This window comes from Klebsiella sp. CN_Kp091 (assembly GCF_040065095.1).
In the GTDB taxonomy this organism is placed as follows: Bacteria; Pseudomonadota; Gammaproteobacteria; order Enterobacterales; family Enterobacteriaceae; genus Klebsiella; species Klebsiella aerogenes.
The window spans coordinates 131,473-150,632 of record NZ_JBEAIO010000005.1 but is presented as its reverse complement, the minus strand read 5'-3'; the positions used below and the strand labels follow the sequence as shown (position 1 = coordinate 150,632).

General features: G+C 55.9%; 19 protein-coding genes. 6 read left to right on the top strand and 13 right to left on the bottom strand.

The features are described from left to right. Positions 1–230: 230 nt before the first annotated feature. On the bottom strand, positions 231–1,526 hold the full coding sequence (gene phoR / locus ABLV17_RS05255) for a phosphate regulon sensor histidine kinase PhoR (protein WP_047076830.1): 1,296 nt from the start codon (positions 1,524–1,526) through the stop codon (positions 231–233). 21 nt (positions 1,527–1,547) lie between these two features. After that, a complete protein-coding gene (gene phoB, locus ABLV17_RS05250) occupies positions 1,548–2,237 on the bottom strand; it encodes a phosphate response regulator transcription factor PhoB (RefSeq protein WP_004099401.1) in 690 nt (229 codons plus the stop codon). A gap of 219 nt (positions 2,238–2,456) precedes the next feature. On the opposite strand from phoB, the gene sbcD reads away from it, so the two are divergent. After that, on the top strand, positions 2,457–3,659 hold the full coding sequence (gene sbcD / locus ABLV17_RS05245) for an exonuclease subunit SbcD (RefSeq protein ID WP_113373725.1): 1,203 nt from the start codon (positions 2,457–2,459) through the stop codon (positions 3,657–3,659). Continuing rightward, positions 3,656–6,790, top strand: coding sequence for an exonuclease subunit SbcC (gene sbcC / locus ABLV17_RS05240; protein ID WP_308958598.1), 3,135 nt, complete (start codon positions 3,656–3,658; stop codon positions 6,788–6,790). Before sbcD ends, sbcC begins: the two co-directional genes overlap by 4 nt. 36 nt (positions 6,791–6,826) lie before the next feature. Here sbcC and mak read toward each other — a convergent pair whose 3' ends face one another. Then, on the bottom strand, positions 6,827–7,732 hold the full coding sequence (gene mak, locus ABLV17_RS05235; RefSeq protein ID WP_087860416.1) for a fructokinase: 906 nt from the start codon (positions 7,730–7,732) through the stop codon (positions 6,827–6,829). A gap of 91 nt (positions 7,733–7,823) precedes the next feature. On the opposite strand from mak, the gene rdgC reads away from it, so the two are divergent. Then, on the top strand, positions 7,824–8,735 hold the full coding sequence (gene rdgC, locus ABLV17_RS05230) for a recombination-associated protein RdgC (protein WP_047050739.1): 912 nt from the start codon (positions 7,824–7,826) through the stop codon (positions 8,733–8,735). 54 nt (positions 8,736–8,789) lie between these two features. On the opposite strand, the gene ppnP is transcribed toward rdgC, so the two are convergent. The 4 genes from ppnP to aroL form a co-directional block, all read right to left on the bottom strand. Beyond that, on the bottom strand, positions 8,790–9,074 hold the full coding sequence (gene ppnP / locus ABLV17_RS05225) for a pyrimidine/purine nucleoside phosphorylase (protein ID WP_015368017.1): 285 nt from the start codon (positions 9,072–9,074) through the stop codon (positions 8,790–8,792). Between the two features lie 87 nt (positions 9,075–9,161). Next, positions 9,162–9,839 carry an AroM family protein gene (locus tag ABLV17_RS05220; protein ID WP_308958597.1) on the bottom strand — a complete coding sequence of 226 codons (678 nt, stop codon included), beginning with the start codon at positions 9,837–9,839 and terminating at the stop codon, positions 9,162–9,164. A gap of 251 nt (positions 9,840–10,090) precedes the next feature. After that, positions 10,091–10,282: a YaiA family protein gene (locus ABLV17_RS05215; RefSeq protein ID WP_015368019.1), complete on the bottom strand. Its 192-nt coding sequence runs from the start codon at positions 10,280–10,282 to the stop codon at positions 10,091–10,093. A 71-nt stretch (positions 10,283–10,353) separates the two neighbouring features. Further along, a complete protein-coding gene (aroL, locus tag ABLV17_RS05210; RefSeq protein WP_032707531.1) occupies positions 10,354–10,878 on the bottom strand; it encodes a shikimate kinase AroL in 525 nt (174 codons plus the stop codon). A gap of 334 nt (positions 10,879–11,212) precedes the next feature. On the opposite strand from aroL, the gene ABLV17_RS05205 reads away from it, so the two are divergent. After that, complete coding sequence (locus tag ABLV17_RS05205) at positions 11,213–11,920, top strand: DUF2076 domain-containing protein (protein ID WP_047078667.1); 708 nt, start codon at positions 11,213–11,215, stop codon at positions 11,918–11,920. Here ABLV17_RS05205 and ABLV17_RS05200 read toward each other — a convergent pair. Next, a complete protein-coding gene (locus tag ABLV17_RS05200; protein WP_015368022.1) occupies positions 11,917–12,375 on the bottom strand; it encodes a YaiI/YqxD family protein in 459 nt (152 codons plus the stop codon). The two genes, ABLV17_RS05205 and ABLV17_RS05200, sit on opposite strands and share 4 nt — an antisense overlap. 115 nt (positions 12,376–12,490) lie before the next feature. On the opposite strand from ABLV17_RS05200, the gene proC reads away from it, so the two are divergent. Beyond that, a complete protein-coding gene (gene proC / locus ABLV17_RS05195) occupies positions 12,491–13,300 on the top strand; it encodes a pyrroline-5-carboxylate reductase (RefSeq protein ID WP_015368023.1) in 810 nt (269 codons plus the stop codon). A gap of 46 nt (positions 13,301–13,346) precedes the next feature. Here the strand turns inward: proC and ABLV17_RS05190 are convergent, their stop codons facing one another. The 4 genes from ABLV17_RS05190 to ABLV17_RS05175 form a co-directional block, all read right to left on the bottom strand. Continuing rightward, positions 13,347–13,658 (bottom strand): PsiF family protein, encoded by a 312-nt coding sequence (locus tag ABLV17_RS05190; RefSeq protein ID WP_045390969.1) that lies wholly within the window; start codon positions 13,656–13,658, stop codon positions 13,347–13,349. A 91-nt stretch (positions 13,659–13,749) separates the two neighbouring features. Continuing rightward, positions 13,750–15,165 carry an alkaline phosphatase gene (gene phoA, locus ABLV17_RS05185; RefSeq protein WP_015368025.1) on the bottom strand — a complete coding sequence of 472 codons (1,416 nt, stop codon included), beginning with the start codon at positions 15,163–15,165 and terminating at the stop codon, positions 13,750–13,752. 100 nt (positions 15,166–15,265) lie between these two features. Then, on the bottom strand, positions 15,266–15,526 hold the full coding sequence (gene iraP, locus ABLV17_RS05180; RefSeq protein WP_015368026.1) for an anti-adapter protein IraP: 261 nt from the start codon (positions 15,524–15,526) through the stop codon (positions 15,266–15,268). A 310-nt stretch (positions 15,527–15,836) separates the two neighbouring features. After that, entirely contained in the window at positions 15,837–17,036 is a 1,200-nt protein-coding gene (locus tag ABLV17_RS05175; protein ID WP_020079514.1) for a multidrug efflux MFS transporter, read from the bottom strand. 302 nt (positions 17,037–17,338) lie between these two features. On the opposite strand from ABLV17_RS05175, the gene ddlA reads away from it, so the two are divergent. Beyond that, the gene (ddlA, locus tag ABLV17_RS05170) at positions 17,339–18,436 is read left to right on the top strand and encodes a D-alanine--D-alanine ligase (protein WP_213317083.1); all 1,098 of its coding nucleotides are present in this window, start codon (positions 17,339–17,341) and stop codon (positions 18,434–18,436) included. A 416-nt stretch (positions 18,437–18,852) separates the two neighbouring features. Here ddlA and ABLV17_RS05165 read toward each other — a convergent pair whose 3' ends face one another. Beyond that, positions 18,853–19,056, bottom strand: a complete 204-nt coding sequence (locus ABLV17_RS05165; RefSeq protein WP_045390980.1) for a DUF2754 family protein — start codon at positions 19,054–19,056, stop codon at positions 18,853–18,855. Between the last annotated feature and the right edge of the window lie 104 nt (positions 19,057–19,160).

Below are 19,160 nucleotides of genomic sequence, written 5' to 3'. Positions count from 1 at the left end.
AATTTAAACGCTTATAACGTTTTAAAGCAAGGTGGGATCGTAAAACCAGATGATTATGCTAACTATGATTTTGAACCTGGATTAATTGACCATAACGACGCAAAACGCGTGGCTAATCATGCGAACAATAAATAACCAGGCGTTCGTTTAATACGCAACGAAAAGTTGACTGCAAATGAAAATGACCAGCCGAAGCTGGTCATTGGCAAGGAAAGCTGACAGACGCCGCCTCAGGCGCCATTTTTGGCAATTAAACGTTCCGGCAGCAGGAAGCTAAAGCGCGTTCCCTTCCCGACCGTACTTTCGATTTCCAGCCGGCTTTCATGATGGCTAACCGCATGTTTCACAATAGCCAACCCTAAACCGCTGCCGCCGGTTTGCCGGGAACGCGCCTTGTCGACACGGTAGAACCGCTCGGTCAGCCGGGGTAAATGTTCAGGCGCGATACCAGGGCCGTTGTCCTCAACGCTAAACAGCGCGCCGTGTGGCGCCCGCTGCCAGCTGACGTGAATCTCAGTTCCCGCTGGCGTATGGTTAACGGCGTTGTACACCAGATTAGAAATCGCGCTGCGCAACTGCTCTTCGTTACCCATCACCTGGAGCGTTTCGTCGACGCTAAAGTGCAACTGATGCTTACCCTGGCTTAGCGTTTGCGCCTCGCGCTCAACCACCCGCAGCATCATCGGGACGTCGATTTTATCGTTCATCGCCAGCACCGGCGCGGCTTCAATACGCGAGAGCGTCAGCAACTGCTTCACCAACCCTTCCATCCGCTGCGTTTGCTCACGCATGGTATGCAGGGCTTTTTCCCGCGTCGGCCCTTCCAGCACCTGCTCCTGCATCATCTCGAGATAACCCTGCAGTACGGTGAGCGGCGTGCGCAGCTCGTGGCTGACGTTGGCGAAAAAGTTACGCCGCGCGCCTTCCAACTGGTGCATTTGCGTGACATCGCGCGCCACCATCAACCACTGTTTATCGCTATAAGGCATCACGCGAATTTCCAGATGACGGGCGTTATTGAGCACCAGATTAAGGGGCTTGGTGAAATCACGGTTTTTCAGATAGTTAGCAAACTCTGGGTAGCGCAGCAGGTTGAGGATATTCTGCCCGCTATCGTCCGGCCAGCGTAGATTAAGGATTTGTTGCGCCAGGCCATTACACCAGAAGATGGCGCCCTCTTCGGTGGTCAGCACCACCGCATCGGGTAAGGATTCCGCCCCGCTGCGAAAGCGCTTGATAAGGCTTCCCAGCTCGCGGCGACGTTTTTTATTACGCATCTGCATTTGATGCAGACCATACAGCAGCGGTTCCCAACTGCCGCTTCCCGGCGGCGGCGTCATACTGCGGTCGACCCACAGCCACCATGACAGACGTAACAAATTCCAGAAATGCCAAATAAGCAACCCGGTCACCGCCGCCAGTAAAAACCACGGCAGATGACCGAAAAACGCCCCGAGGATCAGGGCCGGGATACAACATAAGAAAAGCTCAAGCGCCAGCCTTTTCCATGACAGCCGTTCCAGCACGGGTCACACTCCTGTCAAAATTCAGAAACGGGCGGAGAAACGATATCCCGTGCCGCGAACCGTCTGTACCATTCGGTCATGGCCGCTATGTTCCAGCGCTTTGCGCAGGCGGCGAATATGCACATCCACCGTCCGGTCTTCAACGTAAACGTTGGTTCCCCAAACGTGATTCAGCAGCTGTTCACGGCTGTATACGCGTTCCGGGTGGGTCATAAAGAAGTGTAATAATTTAAACTCGGTCGGCCCCATATCCAGCGGATTTTCACCGGTCATGACGCGATGCGAGGAAGGATCCAGGCTCAGCCCCTGCATCTCAATCACCTCTTCAACCGCCATTGGCGAAATACGGCGCATCACCGCCTTAATTCGCGCCACCAGCTCCTTCGGCGAAAACGGTTTGGTAATATAATCATCCGCGCCGGTTTCCAGACCGCGAACGCGATCTTCTTCTTCGCCGCGCGCCGTCAGCATCACCACCGGAATATCGCGGGTCATCGCTTCGCGCTTAAGCTGTTTAATAAACTGTAGCCCCGATCCGCCCGGCAACATCCAGTCGAGGAGAATCAAATCGGGCCAGGGTTCATTGAGTTGATTCACCGCACTGTCAAAATCTTCCGCCTCGACGGGCTGAAAGCCGTTTTGCTCCAGAACAAAGCAGACCATTTCGCGGATTGGAGCTTCATCTTCAACGACCAGAATTCTTCTCGCCATTATTTACCCTGTGTTTTTTAGCCATCAGTATAGAAGTGCGCGGCCATTATGCGTCAGATTTGTGACAGATTTATGAAAAAATGACCGTCTGATGAATGCGGATTTTTAATGATGACACGCACTTAACGCATCCAGTCTCACCGTAATATGGCAAAAGGAATACGGGCGGCGGGATCGACGTTATAATGGCCGCCTGGCTTTTATCGCAACGGAATTTTTATGCGCATCCTTCATACCTCCGACTGGCACCTCGGCCAGAACTTCTACAGCAAAAGCCGCGCGGACGAACACGCCGCCTTTCTCGACTGGCTGCTGGCGCGCGCGCAGGAACACGAGGTGGATGCCATTATCGTCGCTGGCGATATTTTTGATACCGGCTCTCCGCCGAGCTACGCCCGCGAACTGTATAACCGTTTTGTCGTTCAGCTGCAGCAAACCGGCTGCCAGTTGGTGGTGCTGGCGGGCAATCACGATTCGGTGGCGACGTTAAACGAGTCGCGCGAAATTCTCGCCTTTCTGAAAACCACCGTGGTCGCTAACGCCGGCCACGCGCCCTTTATCTTACCGCGGCGCGACGGCACGCCCGGCGCGGTCTTCTGCCCGGTGCCGTTTTTGCGCCCGCGCGAACTGGTGGTCAGCCAGGCTGGCCACTCCAGCGGTGAAAAACAGCAGCAGTTACTTACCGCCATCAGCGACTATTATCAGCAGCAATATCAGCAGGCCTGCGATCTGCGCGGCGAACGCGTATTACCGATCATTGCCAGCGGCCACCTGACCACCGTCGGCGCCAGCAAAAGCGACGCGGTCCGTGAAATCTATATCGGCACCCTCGACGCCTTCCCGGCCAACCGCTTCCCGCCAGCCGATTACATCGCGCTCGGCCATATTCATCGCGCCCAGGTGGTTGGCGGCTGCGAGCATATTCGTTACAGCGGTTCGCCGCTGCCGCTGAGCTTTGATGAAACCGGAAAAAGCAAAAGCGTTAATCTGGTCTCGTTCAGCGAAGGCAAGCTCAGCGAGGTGACGCCGCTGCCGGTGCCGATCACCCAGCCGCTGGCGGTACTGAAAGGTGATTTCGCCAGCATCAGCGAACAGCTTCAGCAGTGGCAGGATAGCGCGCAGCAGCCGCCGGTCTGGCTGGATATCGAAATCACCAGTGATGAATACCTGCACGATATCCAAAGAAAAATTCAGCAGCAGACCGAATCGCTGCCGGTGGAAGTGCTGCTGGTGCGCCGCAGTCGCGCCCAGCGTGAACGCATTCTGGCCGGCGTTCAGCGAGAAACGCTGAGCGAACTGCAGGTTGAAGAGGTGTTTGCCCGCCGCCTGGCGCTGGAAACCCTTGATGCTCCGCAGCAACAGCGGCTGGAGCAACTGTTTACGGAAACGCTGCATAGCCTGAACGGTGAGGAACACCTGTGAAAATCCTGAGCCTACGCCTGAAAAACCTTAACTCGCTGAAAGGCGAATGGAAAATCGACTTTACCGCTGAACCATTCGCCAGCAATGGGTTATTCGCGATTACCGGGCCGACCGGCGCCGGGAAAACCACCCTGTTAGATGCCATCTGTCTCGCGCTGTACCACGAAACGCCGCGCCTGAGCAGCGTATCGCAATCGCAAAACGATCTGATGACCCGCGACACCGCCGAGTGCCTGGCGGAAGTTGAATTTGAGGTACGGGGCACCGCCTATCGCGCCTTCTGGAGTCAGAACCGCGCCCGCAACCAGCCGGATGGCAATCTGCAGGCGCCGCGCGTTGAGCTGGCGCGCTGCGACGACGGTAAAATTCTTGCCGACAAGGTCAAAGACAAACTGGAGCTGACGGCATCGATCACCGGCCTCGACTATGGGCGCTTTACCCGTTCAATGCTGCTTTCGCAGGGGCAATTCGCCGCTTTCCTCAATGCCAAACCGAAAGAGCGCGCCGAGCTGCTGGAAGAGCTGACCGGGACTGAAATTTACGGGCAAATTTCCGCGCAGGTCTTTGAAAAACATAAACTCGCCCGCATTGAGCTGGAGAAGCTGCAGGCGCAGGCCTCCGGCGTCGTACTGTTAAATGATGAGCAAGAGCAGGCGCTACAACAAAGTTTGCAAGTACTTACTGCTGAAGAACAGCAGCAGCTTGCCGAACAAACCCGTCAGCAAAATGGCCTACAGTGGCTGCGCCGCCGTCAGGAGCTAAACGCGGAAGCCACCCAGGCGCAGGCCGCTTTACAGCAGGCGTTACTGGCGCAGGAAGCCGCCGCACCGCAGCTGGCTGCGCTACAAGCCGCGCAGCCGGCAGAGCAACTGCGCCCAATATGGTCGCGGCTGCAGGAACACAGTACCGCGCTGGCGCAAACCCGCCGTCAGGTTGAGGAAGTAAATACTCGCTTACAGGATAGCCTGCGCCGTCGCGCCGGGATCCGCCAGGCTGCCCAACAACGGCTGGCTCAACTTGAAACCAGCCAGCAATCGTTGAATGAGTGGCTTAAAGCGCACGAGCGATTCCAGCAGTGGAGCACGGCGCTGGCGGGCTGGAAAGCCACCTTCCAGCAGCTTAACCGCGACGCTCAGCAACAGTTGACGCTACAACAGCGCCTGCAGGATGCCAGCCGCAAGCTCGGAGAATTGCCGGCCACCGCGCTAACCCTCGATGCGCAGCAGGTCAGCCGCGAGCTGGCACAGCATGCCGCCGCCCGCCCGCTGCGCCAACGGCTCTCAACCCTCCATCGCCAGCTGCAACCGCTGTACCTGCGTTTGCAGCAGCTGCAGAGCGCGGAAAACGCATCACAGCAGGAAAAAGAGAAGCTTGAAGCCGCGCTACAACAGCGGCGTCAGGCTTGGAAGGAAAAAAACCAACAATTCAGCGATGTAAAAGCCATCTGCGAACTGGAAGCGCGTATCGCCGGGCTGGAAGCCGAGCGCGCCCGCCTGCAGCCAGGCGCGCCTTGTCCACTGTGCGGTTCCGAGCATCATCCGGCGGTCGCGGAATACCAGGCGCTGGTGCCCGGCATCAACCAAACTCGCCGCGACGCGCTGGAGCGTGAAGTGCGGCAGCTGGCGGAAGAAGGCGCGCAGCTGCGCGGCCAGCTTGAAGCGCAGCTTAAACAACAGCAAAAAGACGCTGACGAGAAAACATCGCTTCTGCAGCAGGAGCAAGCGCTCACCTCTCAATGGCAAGACACCCTCGCGGAATTGGCGATTACGCTGACGCCGCAGGATGATATTGCCGGTTGGCTTGATAGCCAACAGCAGCATGAACAGCAGCTGTATCAGCATCAACAACGTCTGGCCTGGCAGGCGCAACAGCAGGAGAGCCAGCAGCAGCTGCAGCAGTTACAGCAGGATCTCGAACAACGCCGTAGCGCGCTGCATGCAGAGCTTGCTGTGTATTCGCTGGAACTGCCGCCTGCCGCGGAGGCTGACGGCTGGCTGGCCCAGCGTGAAGCCGAAACCCGCGGCTGGCAGGCGAAACAAAATGAAGCCGCCGCCCTGCAGGAACAGCGCCAGCAGTTAACGCCGCTGCTGGAAACCCTGCCTGAGTCAACGGAAACCGCGGATCCCGTGCCACTGGAGGGCTGGCGGCAGGTGCACGATGATTGCCTGGCGCTACAGAGTCAGTGGCAAACGCTGAGCCAGCAGGAAAGCCAGCAGCAGGCGCTGGTGAAGGAAAGCGAAAAGCAGTTTACCGCCGCGCTGGCCGCCAGCCCGTTTGTCGATCGGGCTGCATTTCTTGCCGCTCTGCTTGACGAGGCAACCCGCCAGCGGCTGGAACAACTCAAGCAGACGCTGGAAAAAGAAGTTCAGCACAATCAAACGCTGGCCCTGCGGGCGCAGACGTCGCTTGAACGCCATCAGCAACAGCCGCCCGGCGATATTGATATTAACCAGCCGCTGGAGCAGCTAGAGAATAGGCTGGAGCAGCTGGCGCGCCAGTTGCGGGAAAACAGCGCCCGTCAGGGTGAGATCCGCCAGCAGTTGAAGCAAAACAGCGATAACCAACAGCGCCAGCAATCATTACGTCAGCAGATGGAACAAGCCGCGCAGCAGGTCGAAGACTGGGCCTGGCTGAATGCGCTCATCGGTTCAAAAGAAGGCGATAAGTTCCGTAAATTCGCCCAGGGGCTGACGCTGGATAATCTGGTGTGGCTGGCTAACCAGCAGCTCAACCGCCTGCATGGTCGCTACTTGCTGCAACGCAAAGCCAGCGAGGCGCTGGAGCTGGAAGTGGTGGATACCTGGCAGGCCGACGCGGTGCGCGATACCCGCACGCTTTCCGGCGGCGAAAGCTTCCTTGTGAGCCTCGCGCTGGCGCTGGCGCTATCTGACCTGGTGAGCCATAAGACGCGGATTGATTCGCTATTCCTTGATGAAGGATTCGGCACCCTGGATAGCGAAACGCTGGATACCGCGCTGGATGCGCTCGACGCGCTTAACGCCAGCGGCAAAGTTATCGGCGTGATTAGCCACGTCGAGGCGATGAAAGAGCGTATCCCGGTGCAGATTAAAGTAAAAAAAATAAACGGTCTGGGATACAGTCGGTTGGAGAAAACGTTTGCGGTAGAGTGAAGTCTTCCCCTCTCCCACTGGGGAGAGGGAATGAGATCATAGCGGCCACAGCCATGCCGCGCCGCGTACGCCGCTGGAATCGCCGTGCATCGCCTGGCGAATCGGCGTCTCGCATTCTCCGCCGAATACCCACTGCTTCACCAGCCCCGGTACCGTTTGATACAGGCGTTCGACATTGCTCATCCCGCCGCCTAACACAATGACATCCGGGTCGAGGATATTCACCACATGCGCCAGCGATTTCGCCAGCCGCTGTTCGTAGCGGCTAAGCGCCAGTTCGGCCTTTTCGTCACCGTCACCCACCAGGCGCATAATCTCGCTGCCGGTTAACGGTTTTCCGCTCAGCCGCTGATAGTCGGTAGCGAAGCCGGTGCCGGAAATAAAGGTTTCAATACACCCCTGCTTGCCGCAGTAACAAGGGACCTGTTGGCGGTAGATCAGCTCATCTTCATCCATCCACGGCAGCGGGTTGTGTCCCCATTCGCCGGCAGTGCCATTGCCGCCGATATGCGCGCGCCCGTTCAACGCCACCCCCGCGCCGCAGCCGGTACCGATAATGACCGCAAACACGGTTTGCGCCCCCGCGGCCGCGCCATCAACTGCTTCCGAAACCGCCAGGCAGTTAGCATCGTTGGCAAGCCGGACCTCACGATTGAGGCGCTGGCTGAGGTCTTTATCGAAGGGTTGTCCGTTCAGCCAGGTCGAGTTGGCGTTTTTCACCACCCCGCTATACGGCGAAATCGAGCCGGGGATGCCCATACCGACGGTGCCGCGCTGCCCGGTCGCCTGCTCGGCCATCTCCACCAGCGAGGCAATGGTCTCGATGGTCTGGCGATAATCCTCCCGCGGGGTTGGCAAGCGGTGGCGAAATAACTGCTGGCCCTGCTCACTCAGGGCGATGACTTCTGTTTTTGTTCCACCTAAATCAATACCAATACGCACAGTCTGCTCCTCACCCCGATTAACAATGCAAGCATAGCGACAATTCGCTATCATGCCCGCCTGATTTAACGACAAAGCCGTGGAAATTATCATGCTGTGGTTCAAAAATTTAATGGTTTACCGTCTGAGCCGCGATATCGAGTTGCGCGCCGAAGAGATGGAAAAACAGCTGGCCGAGCTGACATTTACCCCTTGTGGCAGCCAGGATATGGCGAAAACCGGTTGGGTATCGCCGATGGGATCGCACAGCGACGCGCTGACGCATACGGCAAACGGCCAGATCGTTATCTGCGCCCGTAAAGAAGAAAAGATCCTGCCGTCGCCGGTGATCAAACAGGCGCTGGAAGCGAAGATCCTCAAGCTCGAAGCCGATCAGGGCCGCAAGCTGAAGAAAACGGAAAAAGATTCGCTGAAAGATGAAGTTCTGCACTCGCTGCTGCCGCGCGCCTTTAGCCGCTTCAGCCAAACGATGATGTGGATCGATACCGTCAACGGCCTGATCATGGTGGACTGCGCCAGCGCGAAGAAAGCGGAAGATACGCTGGCGCTGCTGCGTAAAACGCTGGGCTCGCTGCCGGTGGTGCCGCTGACGCTGGAAAATCCGATCGAGCTGACGCTGACCGAATGGGTGCGCTCCGGTAGCGTGGCTCAGGGCTTCCAGCTGCTTGACGAAGCCGAATTGAAAGCGATGCTGGAAGATGGTGGCGTGATCCGCGCGAAGAAACAGGATCTGGTGAGTGATGAGATCGCCGTACATATCGAAGCGGGTAAAGTGGTCACCAAACTGGCGCTCGACTGGCAGCAGCGTATCCAGTTTGTGATCTGCGACGACGCATCGATTAAACGTCTGAAGTTCTGCGACGAATTACGTGACCAGAATGAAGATATTGACCGCGAAGATTTTGCGCAGCGTTTTGACGCCGACTTTATTTTAATGACCGGCGAGCTGGCGGCATTGATTCAAAATCTGGTGGAAGGCCTGGGCGGCGAAGCCCAGCGCTAACGCGCCACCTTCCTGCCGGGCCCGGAAAGTGGACGCGGCAGGAAGGCGCTTAAATTACAGATAACGGCACAGGTAGGAAGTCGGTTCCGCCACCTGCAGGTGGAATTCGCTATTACCCGGCACGTTAAACACTTCGCCTGCCGCGTAAACTTTCCATTCAGTTTCACCCGGCAACAGCACGTTCAGCGCACCGCTGACCACGGTCATCTCTTCCGGCTGGGCGGTGCCAAAGGCGTATTCACCCTCTGCCATCACCCCAACGCTGGCGCGGCCGGTACTGCTGCTGGTGAAGCCGATAGATTTCACTTTCCCTGAAAAATACTCATTGCTTTGAAGCATAAACAAGACCTTATCATCGTTGGTTGAAGCTTCAATATAGGGGGCGCTCCTTGCCCCTGTCACGTAAAATTAATCGATAACGTCGGGTTAAACTAATAGTTCTGCCGCCAGTCGCGAAACCAGCACATTTGACAATAATACCGGGACATCCAGCGCCTTTTGTAATACGTCGCGGTGATGCTGATGATAACCAAGACAGTCGAGCACCAGTACATCCGCCCCCTGTTCGACTAAACCTCTTCCTGCATCCAGCAAATCGCTATCGCTGCCGCCTATCGGATTCGCCAGCGCATAGTAAGGCGTATTTTCTAAAGTGAGCCACTTTTGTCGCTGCAGGGGCAGGACTTCTTCAACGGGTACAATCACGCCCACCTGATGGCCATCGACAATCGATGCCACCAGCGGCGGAATAATCCGTTCAGGCTCAAGAAGGATAGCGTTGTGCGTCGCAAGGCCGCTCAACTGCTCGGAACTGAGAAGAAGAATGACATCATATTCCTGCCGATCCAGCATCTCGATAACGCAGCGCAGATCGCGCTCCACCTTTTGGCGGGAGACTTCCACCAGTTGGTTGTCATTGAGTAAGGTCAGCAGCCCCTGGTCGCCGGATTCCACGGCATAATCTTCCATAACGTCTTCACGCGTCATTTTACCTAACAGGCTAATATGGGTGATCTGCTCTTCCCTGATATGTTCGGTTAACAGCGGCAAAACTTCCGCCACCGGCGCTACGCCAATGGTCAAAATTGCCATCGTTGCACTCATATCATGTACCTTTTCACTACCACTGCTTCAACACAGGCTTTTCACACACGACATCCGCCCCCCTGGTGAGTAAAAATCAACCGTCGAGAAGCGTAGCAGCTCAGCGCCGCTGCGGAATGTAAAGATTCCAGAAGTTTCAGAGTCGCTCCTGAAAAATCCGTATGTTAGGTATTCATTAGTACCATTGATGAATTAAAAATGTGAGCTGGGCCCGGTATTGCCATCTTCATGACGCAAACCGGGCCGGGGGATTAGGTTTTCTCGGGATCTTCGTAACGCCGTTTGGCGTCTAACGCTTCCTGCTCGGAGGGATGTTCGCTGATTAGCGAATCGGGTGTCGGGTAATCCGCACGCAGCTGATACCAGGTGACCGTCTGACCCGCGGCGCCTTTTTCGACGGCGACAACGCGTGCTTGTCTCGGATAAGGAGGTCTGTTTGGCATTGTTCTTCCTTTTTCGGCTGTCAGAACAATTAAGTATAGGCTCCGCTTTCCCCCCTGACCCAGGTAAAATCCTAACTTACCGTCACATCGCACAGCATGGTCATAATCTGTTCAACCACCGCATCCGGCGTCGCGGTGGCGTCTACGGTATGATGGGCGGTTTCGCGGTACAGGGCTTCCCGTTGCGCCAGCACTTCGCCGACTTCCTCACGGACAGGCTTACCGGTCAGCGTTGGACGCTGTTCCGCCTGTGGGTATGCTTCCAGACGCTCAATCAAGGCGTTAACAGAAGCCTGCAGATAGATCACGATGCCGTTTTCACGCATAAACAGACGATTGCGTTCAGCAAGAATAATCCCTCCGCCGGTCGCAATCACCGTATCCGGCAGCGTAACGGCCTTCAGCGACAGCGTCTCCAGTTCACGAAAGCGCTCCCAGCCCTCTTTCTGCACGATTTCCGCTACCGTGCGTTTCTCATGAGCCTGTAAACGATGATCGGTATCGGAAAACTGGAAATGCAGCGCGCGCGCCAGGGCATGGCCGATCGTCGTTTTACCGCAGCCTCGCGGCCCGATGAGAAAAATTGGTTGTGTCATTACCGAAGACCCCCTGGTTCCGCGTGTCGCGGAGAAATAAAGGCGAAAAGTACGCCATGATACCTGCAAATGCCTGCCACGATAACCGTAAAATAATCGTTACATTTTTTAGGGAACCCTAGTTACCATAGAGTTTGAATGGATTCCGCATGTAAACTTATCATTGCATTTAGTGTTATGCCAGCTTTACTTAAAATCGAAGGATTATTTTTCATCCATCGTTTGCCGTAAACGGTAACACATTTCTGCACAGCTTTACGCTGCAACATATTTACAACACCGGCCGACCGTCGCACTCTGACGGTAAATGACCCGTGTGACAGAGGAATGTATCATGCAATCTGAAGAACAACGCCTTATTGATGGCCTGTTTTCCCGTTTAAAAGAGGCCGAGACGCACAGCGCATCGCGCGACGCCAGCGCCGAGGAGCGGATTGCCCAGCACGTAACCCAGCAGCCGGCGGCCCCGTACTATATGGCGCAAACTATCCTGATTCAGGAAGCGGCTATCAAACAGCTTAACGACCGCATTCAGGCGCTGGAGGCGCAGGTTAGCCAGCTGCAGGCGGCAAAACCGAGCAGCGGCGGCTTCCTGTCGGGCCTGTTCGGCGGCGGCCAGTCCCGCGGCTCCGATCCGATTCCCGGGGCCGAGCAATATGGCCGCCCGCAGGCCAATAACGCGCAACCGCAGTATGCGCCGCAGCAAAACTATGCCCCGCAGGCGGCCGGGCGCAGCGGCGGCGGCTTTATGGCGGGCGCGCTACAAACCGCGGCCGGGGTGGCAGGCGGCGTGGTGCTGGGCAATATGCTGACCAATATGTTCAGTGGTTCACACCCGCAGGAGATCGTGAACATCATCGATGAACAGCAGCCGCAGCAGCAACAAGACGTCAGCCCGGCGCTGGATAATAACGCCGCCGAGGATCCGTTCCGCCAGCAGGACGATCCTTTCCTGGCGGACAACAACACCCTTGACTCCGATTTCGACGCCGGCTTCGGCAATGACGATGATTTCGGTAGCGATGACGACAGCTGGGTTTAATCCTGCTGACGTTTAACCGCAAGCAGCCACTTTTCCAGCTCAGCGGCAAATAACTGCCGATCGCGCTGCGATAAACTATCCGGGCCGCCGGTCTGTACGCCGCTGGCCCGCATCGTCTCCATAAAATCACGCATCGTCAGGCGCTCGCGAATGGTCGCTTCACTGTAGCGCTCGCCCCGCGGATTCAGCGCCGCCCCCCCTTTCGCCAGCACTTCCGCCGCCAGCGGGATGTCGGCGGTGATCACCAAATCGCCCGGTTCACAGAGACGGACAATCTCGTTATCGGCAACATCAAAACCCTGTGCCACCCGCAGCGCGCGGACGTAGCGCGACGGCGGAACCCGCAGCGACTGGTTGGCGACCAGCGTCAACGGCGTCTGCGTGCGTTCGGCGGCGCGGAACAAAATTTCTTTAATGACATTCGGACACGCGTCCGCATCTACCCAAATCGCCATTTCGGCTCCTGTCGTTGGCAAAGGTTGCGACATTGTCGCCTGCTTTTCTCCCCCAGAAAAGCGCCAGGATGATAAGCTAGTGGGATCGTAACGAAAAATGCAGAGGGGAAAGGTAATGGATAAGAAAATTGGCTTTATCGGCTGCGGCAACATGGGTAAAGCCATTCTCGGCGGCCTGATCGCCAGCGGACAAGTGCAACCGGCGCAAATCTGGGTCTATACCCCATCGCCGGACAAAGTTGCCGCCCTGCATGACCAATACGGTATTAATGCGGCGGAAAGCGCACAGGAAGTCGCTCAGGTCGCCGATATCGTCTTCGGCGCGGTGAAGCCGGGGATCATGACCAAGGTATTAAGCGATATCGCATCCAGTCTGAACAAAGATTCGCTGGTGGTTTCGATAGCCGCAGGCGTCACGCTGGATCAGCTGGCGCGGGCGCTGGGCCACGATCGCAAAATTATTCGCGCCATGCCGAACACGCCGTCGCTGGTGAACGCCGGGATGACCTCCGTAACGCCAAACGCGCTGGTCAGCGCGGAAGAGATCGCCGAGGTGTTAACCATTTTCCGCTGCTTCGGCCAGGCGGAAACCATCGCCGAACCAATGATTCACCCGGTGGTTGGCGTCAGCGGTTCCGCGCCGGCTTACGTCTTTATGTTTATCGAAGCCATGGCCGATGCCGCCGTTCTCGGCGGTATGCCGCGTGCGCAGGCCTACAAATTCGCCGCGCAGGCGGTCATGGGGTCAGCGAAGATGGTACTGGAAAGCGGCGAACATCCGGGCGCGCTGAAAGATATGGTCTGCTCGCCGGGCGGCACCACCATTGAAGCGGTTCGCGTACTGGAAGAGAAAGGTTTCCGTTCAGCCGTTATCGAAGCGATGGCGAAATGTATGGAAAAATCAGAGCAACTGAGCCGTTCCTGATAAGCCTTAAAGAGACTACGGGTGAGGCGCCGCCCCACCCGTCATCTTATTTCTTCAGGCAGGTACTCATAAACTTATTACGATCGTCACCCTTCAGCGATTTCGACGACGCTTCTTTACTACAAGCGCTCATCTTCTGCTGTTGAGGCGTCAGCGTCTTGCCGGCCGCTGGCGCATCTTTCTTCAGGCAATTGCTCATAAAGGTTTTACGTTCATCACCTTTCAGCGACTTTGACGCCGCTTCGGTATTACATACGCTCATTTTCTGCTGCTGAGGCGTTAACGTTTTATCTGCGGCACTCACCGCGGCAACAAAGACCAAACCAAAAAGTAGGGTTACCAGAAATGTTATTTTCATCACACCATCCCTCTGTTAGTGGATCTCTGTAAGTCTGGTCGCTATCAGCAAAAAAACCAGCCGGTAACGCAAATTCATTACCGGCGCCGGGTTATTTCAGACCCAGCGCGTCTTTCATGGTGTAAAACAGATCGGTTTGATCGGTGAGCCCCACCACGTTGCCCGCATGCGGTCCGTATGCGGCAATGCGCAGTTGGGTACCGGTGTGCTCCATTGACTCTTCTTCAGAGTTGCCATAGCTCATCACCATTACCGCGCCATCTTTAGTGGTCAGCGCCTGGGTCAGGCCCGGAGCCTTGGTGTCTGCCGGGATAATCTGGCTGGAGTGGGCGTGATCGGCGGTGACGATAACCAGGGTATTGCCCTCTTTTTTGGCAAATTCCAGCGCTTTCTGTACCGCTTCATCGAGGTCGACGGTTTCGCCAATCTGGCCGCAAGGGTTTGCGGCATGGTCCTGTTTATCGATAGACGCTCCCTCAACCTGCAGGAAGAAACCTTTCTCGTTGCGGCTCAGGAGATCAATCGCTTTTTCGGTCATCTGCGCCAGCGTCGGTACGGAAGCATCGCGTTTCGGGTTTGGCGTACAGGTTACCGGCGGTTTGTCGATATTGCCGTGATAAGAGGCTTTCGGGCCTTCCCACCGCACCGGCATATTGCCATCGGAGAACAGACCGAGCAGCGGTTTACCCTGATTTGCTTCGCTGATAGCGGCGAGTGAAGCGGCGTCGGTCACAATCTGATAGCCGCGAGCGACCGCCTGCTCATGCAGGGTTTTCCCCTGCCACTCCCCCGCGGTCGCCGTTTCAGCAAAGGTCTTCGCCCCGCCGCCTAAAGAGACATCCGGACGGGCATTCAGCAGTTGTTCGGTGATAGAGCCCTTACCGCCTTTTTCCAGCGCGTTGCTGGCGCATTTTTCGCTGGTCACGCTGGGACCATAGCATTTACGCGAGGTCACATGGGCAACCTGCGCCGCCGGCGTCGCATCCTGCAGTTCAGCCGTCGAGACATTGCCGGTGGCAAGACCCGCGGCTTTCGCCAGCTCAAGGATGGTCTGGTGATCTTTTTCGTGGATATCAACGCCCAGCGCGCCGTTATAGCTTTTCACGCCGGTGGTCCATGCGGTTGCCGAAGCGGCGGAATCCGTCACGTAATCCGGCTTGCCGGTTTTTTTATCCAGAGAATAATGGGTGTATTGGCCCGTCAGCGGCAGGGCATCAATACCTTTAAAAAAACCGCCGGCGCCTTCGGCATAATTTCGTGCGGCGGTAATTTCTGAATCACCCATGCCATCGCCAATGAGCAAAATAATATTTTTCGCCGGCTTATTGATTAACGAAGCGCGCAGCGCTTCGGTCTGATCGCCCGTTAAACGGCGCGCCCCGCCTGGGGTCGTGATATCGCCCTGCGCCGCGCGATTTTCCAGCACCGGCGAAGAAGTTGTTTGTGCATGAATAACCGGGGGAGCCAGCAGCGGTAACAGGGCAATAAAGAGGGCAGATAATTTCACTTTGTCGTCTCCATGTAAAAAATACTTAAAAAACAAAACGAGGGAGACTTTATAAAAGTGGTGTGACAGAAAAATGACAGCATCCTTACTGGTCACATGATTAGTTACGAGGATGCCGGAGCAGCTTTTTTATATATTGCTGCAGAAGCTGGGTGTCACGGTCGTCCACCAGCGGCCCGGGCTTGACCTGCTCCATGGCGGTTTCGATATCCTGAATCAAACGTTGCTGCGCATCCTCAGCCATATGGCGCAGCAACGCGGTGACGACAATTTCCAGCGCCTCAACCTGTACCGTCAGCTCTTTTGCCTCTTCTTCTTTTTGCGCCAGATTGACCAACAGCTCAGCAATGAGATTTTTCATTACGCATTATCCTTAAGCAACATCCATAATGGCCTAGTTATGTCATACATCGGCATATCGATACCAGAATTATTTTCAAATAATAGGGTTATTCCTGCAATAATATTCAGCGAAACGTTTTTATTACCGCCGGACAACAAAGGGAAAGCTCCTATAATTAATAGCTAAAAGATAATTCTATAACCAAATTTAATAGTAAATAATAAAATGGAATATGCGTCGCACTATTTAAGGATAACTAAAGGTAATGGTTAATAGCTATATCAGCTGATTAATATAAGGCGCTCTTATGAGCGCCCAATATTTTTATTTAAACGGCCGCGCGGCGGCTTCGGCGTAACATAATCGCCAGTTGCCAGATATTAATCAGGACAATCAACGCAGTGGCAATAAACACCCAGCGGAAACCCGCCATTGCCGAGACCGAAGCGCCAATGAGCGGCCCGGCGACATTACCCAGATACATAAATGACTGGTTATAACCGAAAATACGCCCGGTGACGTTATCGCTGCAGTATTTCAAGAGCAGCGTCTGGACCGCCGGTAACATCGCGCCGTCGGCAAAGCCCAGCAGGAAGCGCAATACCCCGAGCTGCAGCGGCGAAGTCACGAACGACATCGCAAAGAACATCACCACCGCGCAACATAACGTCGCCAGCAGAATACGCGACGTCCCGATGCGATCGCCGAGTTTCCCCAGCCGAGGCGCGGAAATCAACGCCGAAATCCCCGGTACGGCGGCAATCATCCCCGCAAGAAAAGCGATGTTGTTACTATCCGGCGCCATCGACTTGATAAATAACGCCAGAATCGGCCCGATAGAGCCGTTACACAACTGGATAACCAGGGTGGTGAAAAACAGGCTAATCACCAGCCCCGGATGGGTCAATGAAGCAAAGACCGCTTTACCGCTCAGGCGTTCAGCTTTGCTCATTTGCGGCCGGGCGCCCTCTTTAATCAGAAACAAGGTCACGAGGAAGCTGACCGTCAGTAAAATCGCGGTAATGAAAAATACCGCCCGCAGGCCGACGTGGTCGGCAAGAAAACCGCCAAGCAGCGGGCCGCCGATCACACCGCTTATCTGCGCCGTCGACAGCGTACTTAGCGCCCAACCGCTGCGTTCACGCGGCACCTGCGAGGCCACCAGCGCCATGGCGTTGGGTATATAGCCTGAGGTTAGCCCCATTACCGCACGCAAAATAAAAAGCTGCCAAACGTTGGTCGCAAAAGCCTGTAGCAAAATCGCTATCGCCATGCCAAGGGAGGCGCGCAGCAGCATCAGTTTGCGCCCTTTGCGGTCTGCCAGGCTCCCCCACATCGGCGAGACAATCGCCGACACCAGGAAGGTGACGCTAAAGGTCAAGCCCGACCACATCGACAGCGCTTCATGTGAGGTAACGCCCAACTGAGAGACATACAGCGGTAAGAAGGGCAGAATTTGACTGATGGCGAGTCCGGTGAAAAAACAGCCGAACCAGACAGAAATGAGATTAACCTTCCAGGATTCCATAACTACGCGTATTCATTAGTGTTTCGTTAATTATTACCTAGCTTAGCAATTTCCGTCTTCGCACGTAGTACCAGAGATGCGCATGCCGCGAGTTTGGTGTTTTATCGCCCTGACCGCGGAGTAGACAAACATAATCGAAGATAACCGCATTTTCGTCAGTGCGATGTGCTGACGCACACCGGCGCATAGCGGCGAATGCGCAGCATTTAACCCTCTGCGGCAAAGGGTAAAGATTCAGGCAGCCATCTCGCTAAAACACATGCTATGTTATGTGTTTTGATGTAATCAGGATGGAAGTTGAAATGGCTAAAATGAGGGTTGGGATCGTTTTTGGCGGTAAGTCGGCAGAACATGAAGTGTCGCTGCAGTCAGCCAAAAATATCGTCGAAGCAATTGATAAAACGCGCTTTGATGTTGTGCTGCTGGGAATCGATAAACAGGGGCTTTGGCATATCAACGATGCCAGCAACTATCTGCTGAACCCGCAGGATCCCGCCCATATCGCGCTGCGCCCATCGGACGTGACGCTGGCGCAAATTCCCGGTCGCGATGCCCATCAGTTGATCAACGCCGATAGCGGCCAGCCGCTGGCGGCCATCGACGTCATCTTCCCGATTGTTCACGGCACCCTTGGCGAAGATGGCTCGCTGCAGGGAATGCTGCGGATGGCGAATTTGCCGTTCGTCGGATCCGATGTGCTGGGCTCCGCCGCCTGCATGGACAAAGACGTCACTAAACGCCTGCTACGCGATGCCGGTCTGTCGATTGCGCCGTTCATCACCCTGACTCGCGCCAACCGCCAGCAGTTCAGCTTTGCCGATATCAAAGCGAAGCTGGGGCTACCGCTGTTCGTGAAACCCGCGAACCAGGGTTCTTCCGTCGGCGTCAGCAAAGTGAAGACCGAAGAAGAGTATCTGCAGGCCATCGCGTTAGCCTTTGAATTCGACCATAAAGTGGTGGTTGAACAAGGGATTAAGGGCCGTGAAATCGAATGTGCCGTGCTGGGCAATGATTATCCCGAGGCCAGCACCTGCGGGGAGATCGTACTCAATAGCGAATTCTATGCCTACGATACCAAGTATATTGATGATAAAGGCGCGCAGGTGGTGGTTCCGGCAGCCATCGCCCCGGAGATCAACGACAAAATCCGCGATATCGCCGTCCGCGCTTATCAAACACTCGGCTGCAGCGGAATGGCCCGCGTTGACGTCTTCCTGACGGAAGATAACGAGGTGGTGATCAACGAAATCAACACGCTGCCGGGCTTTACCAACATCAGTATGTATCCGAAGCTGTGGCAGGCCAGCGGTCTGGATTACACCAGCCTGATAAGCCGCCTGATCGAGCTGGCGCTGGAGCGCCACGCTGCCGACCGCGCGCTGAAAACCTCAATGAACTAAGCCTCTTTCCCGGGTAGCGGCGTACCGCCTTACCCGGGCTACCTCTTTATCCGTGGCTGCTGAAACTGCCGGTGTTGGTGGCCTCAAAATCGCTGAGACGTTCCCGGAAGGCCGGGGCAGCCCGCATGGATGCGGGCTGAGGGCCGTGTTTTGCACGGACGCTGCCTCGGCCCGACCCGAAGCCTGAAGGGATAAGTCGAAGGAACCACGAAGTGGCGATTTTGGCGGCCAGAGCCCGGGAGTACAGAGGGCGGCGGCGACTGGCCGCCCTCTGTGCGCTCCCTGCGCCATGAGAGACATAACGCAGAAGAATTATCGGGAGCGCAATGTGCCTGGAAACAGCACAGAACAACCGTTTTTCCAGGTCGAAACGATCGCAAACCGATAATAATAACTACCACGTCTTGCCGGGGATATTACGCCTCTTCTGCCGGACGGCGGCGAATAACAAATCCCGCCAGCCAGAAGCTCACTACCCACGTCACCAAACCGACGGCATAAGATTGCCAGCCCTGCGCGTCAAACCCCAACAGCCCCACCACGCCATTGAGAATAAAAATTAACCCCAGCGCAAACGCGTAGTAGTGCCAGTCACGGCGGATTTTGTCGGTCAGCTTCATAACGACTCCTGCGGAAAAAAAACATCATCGCATAGCCGCCCGCCGCGCCAACAAGATTGTTCGCACAATGCGAAGCCGCTCTCCCTTTTGTGCAATGCGGGCTC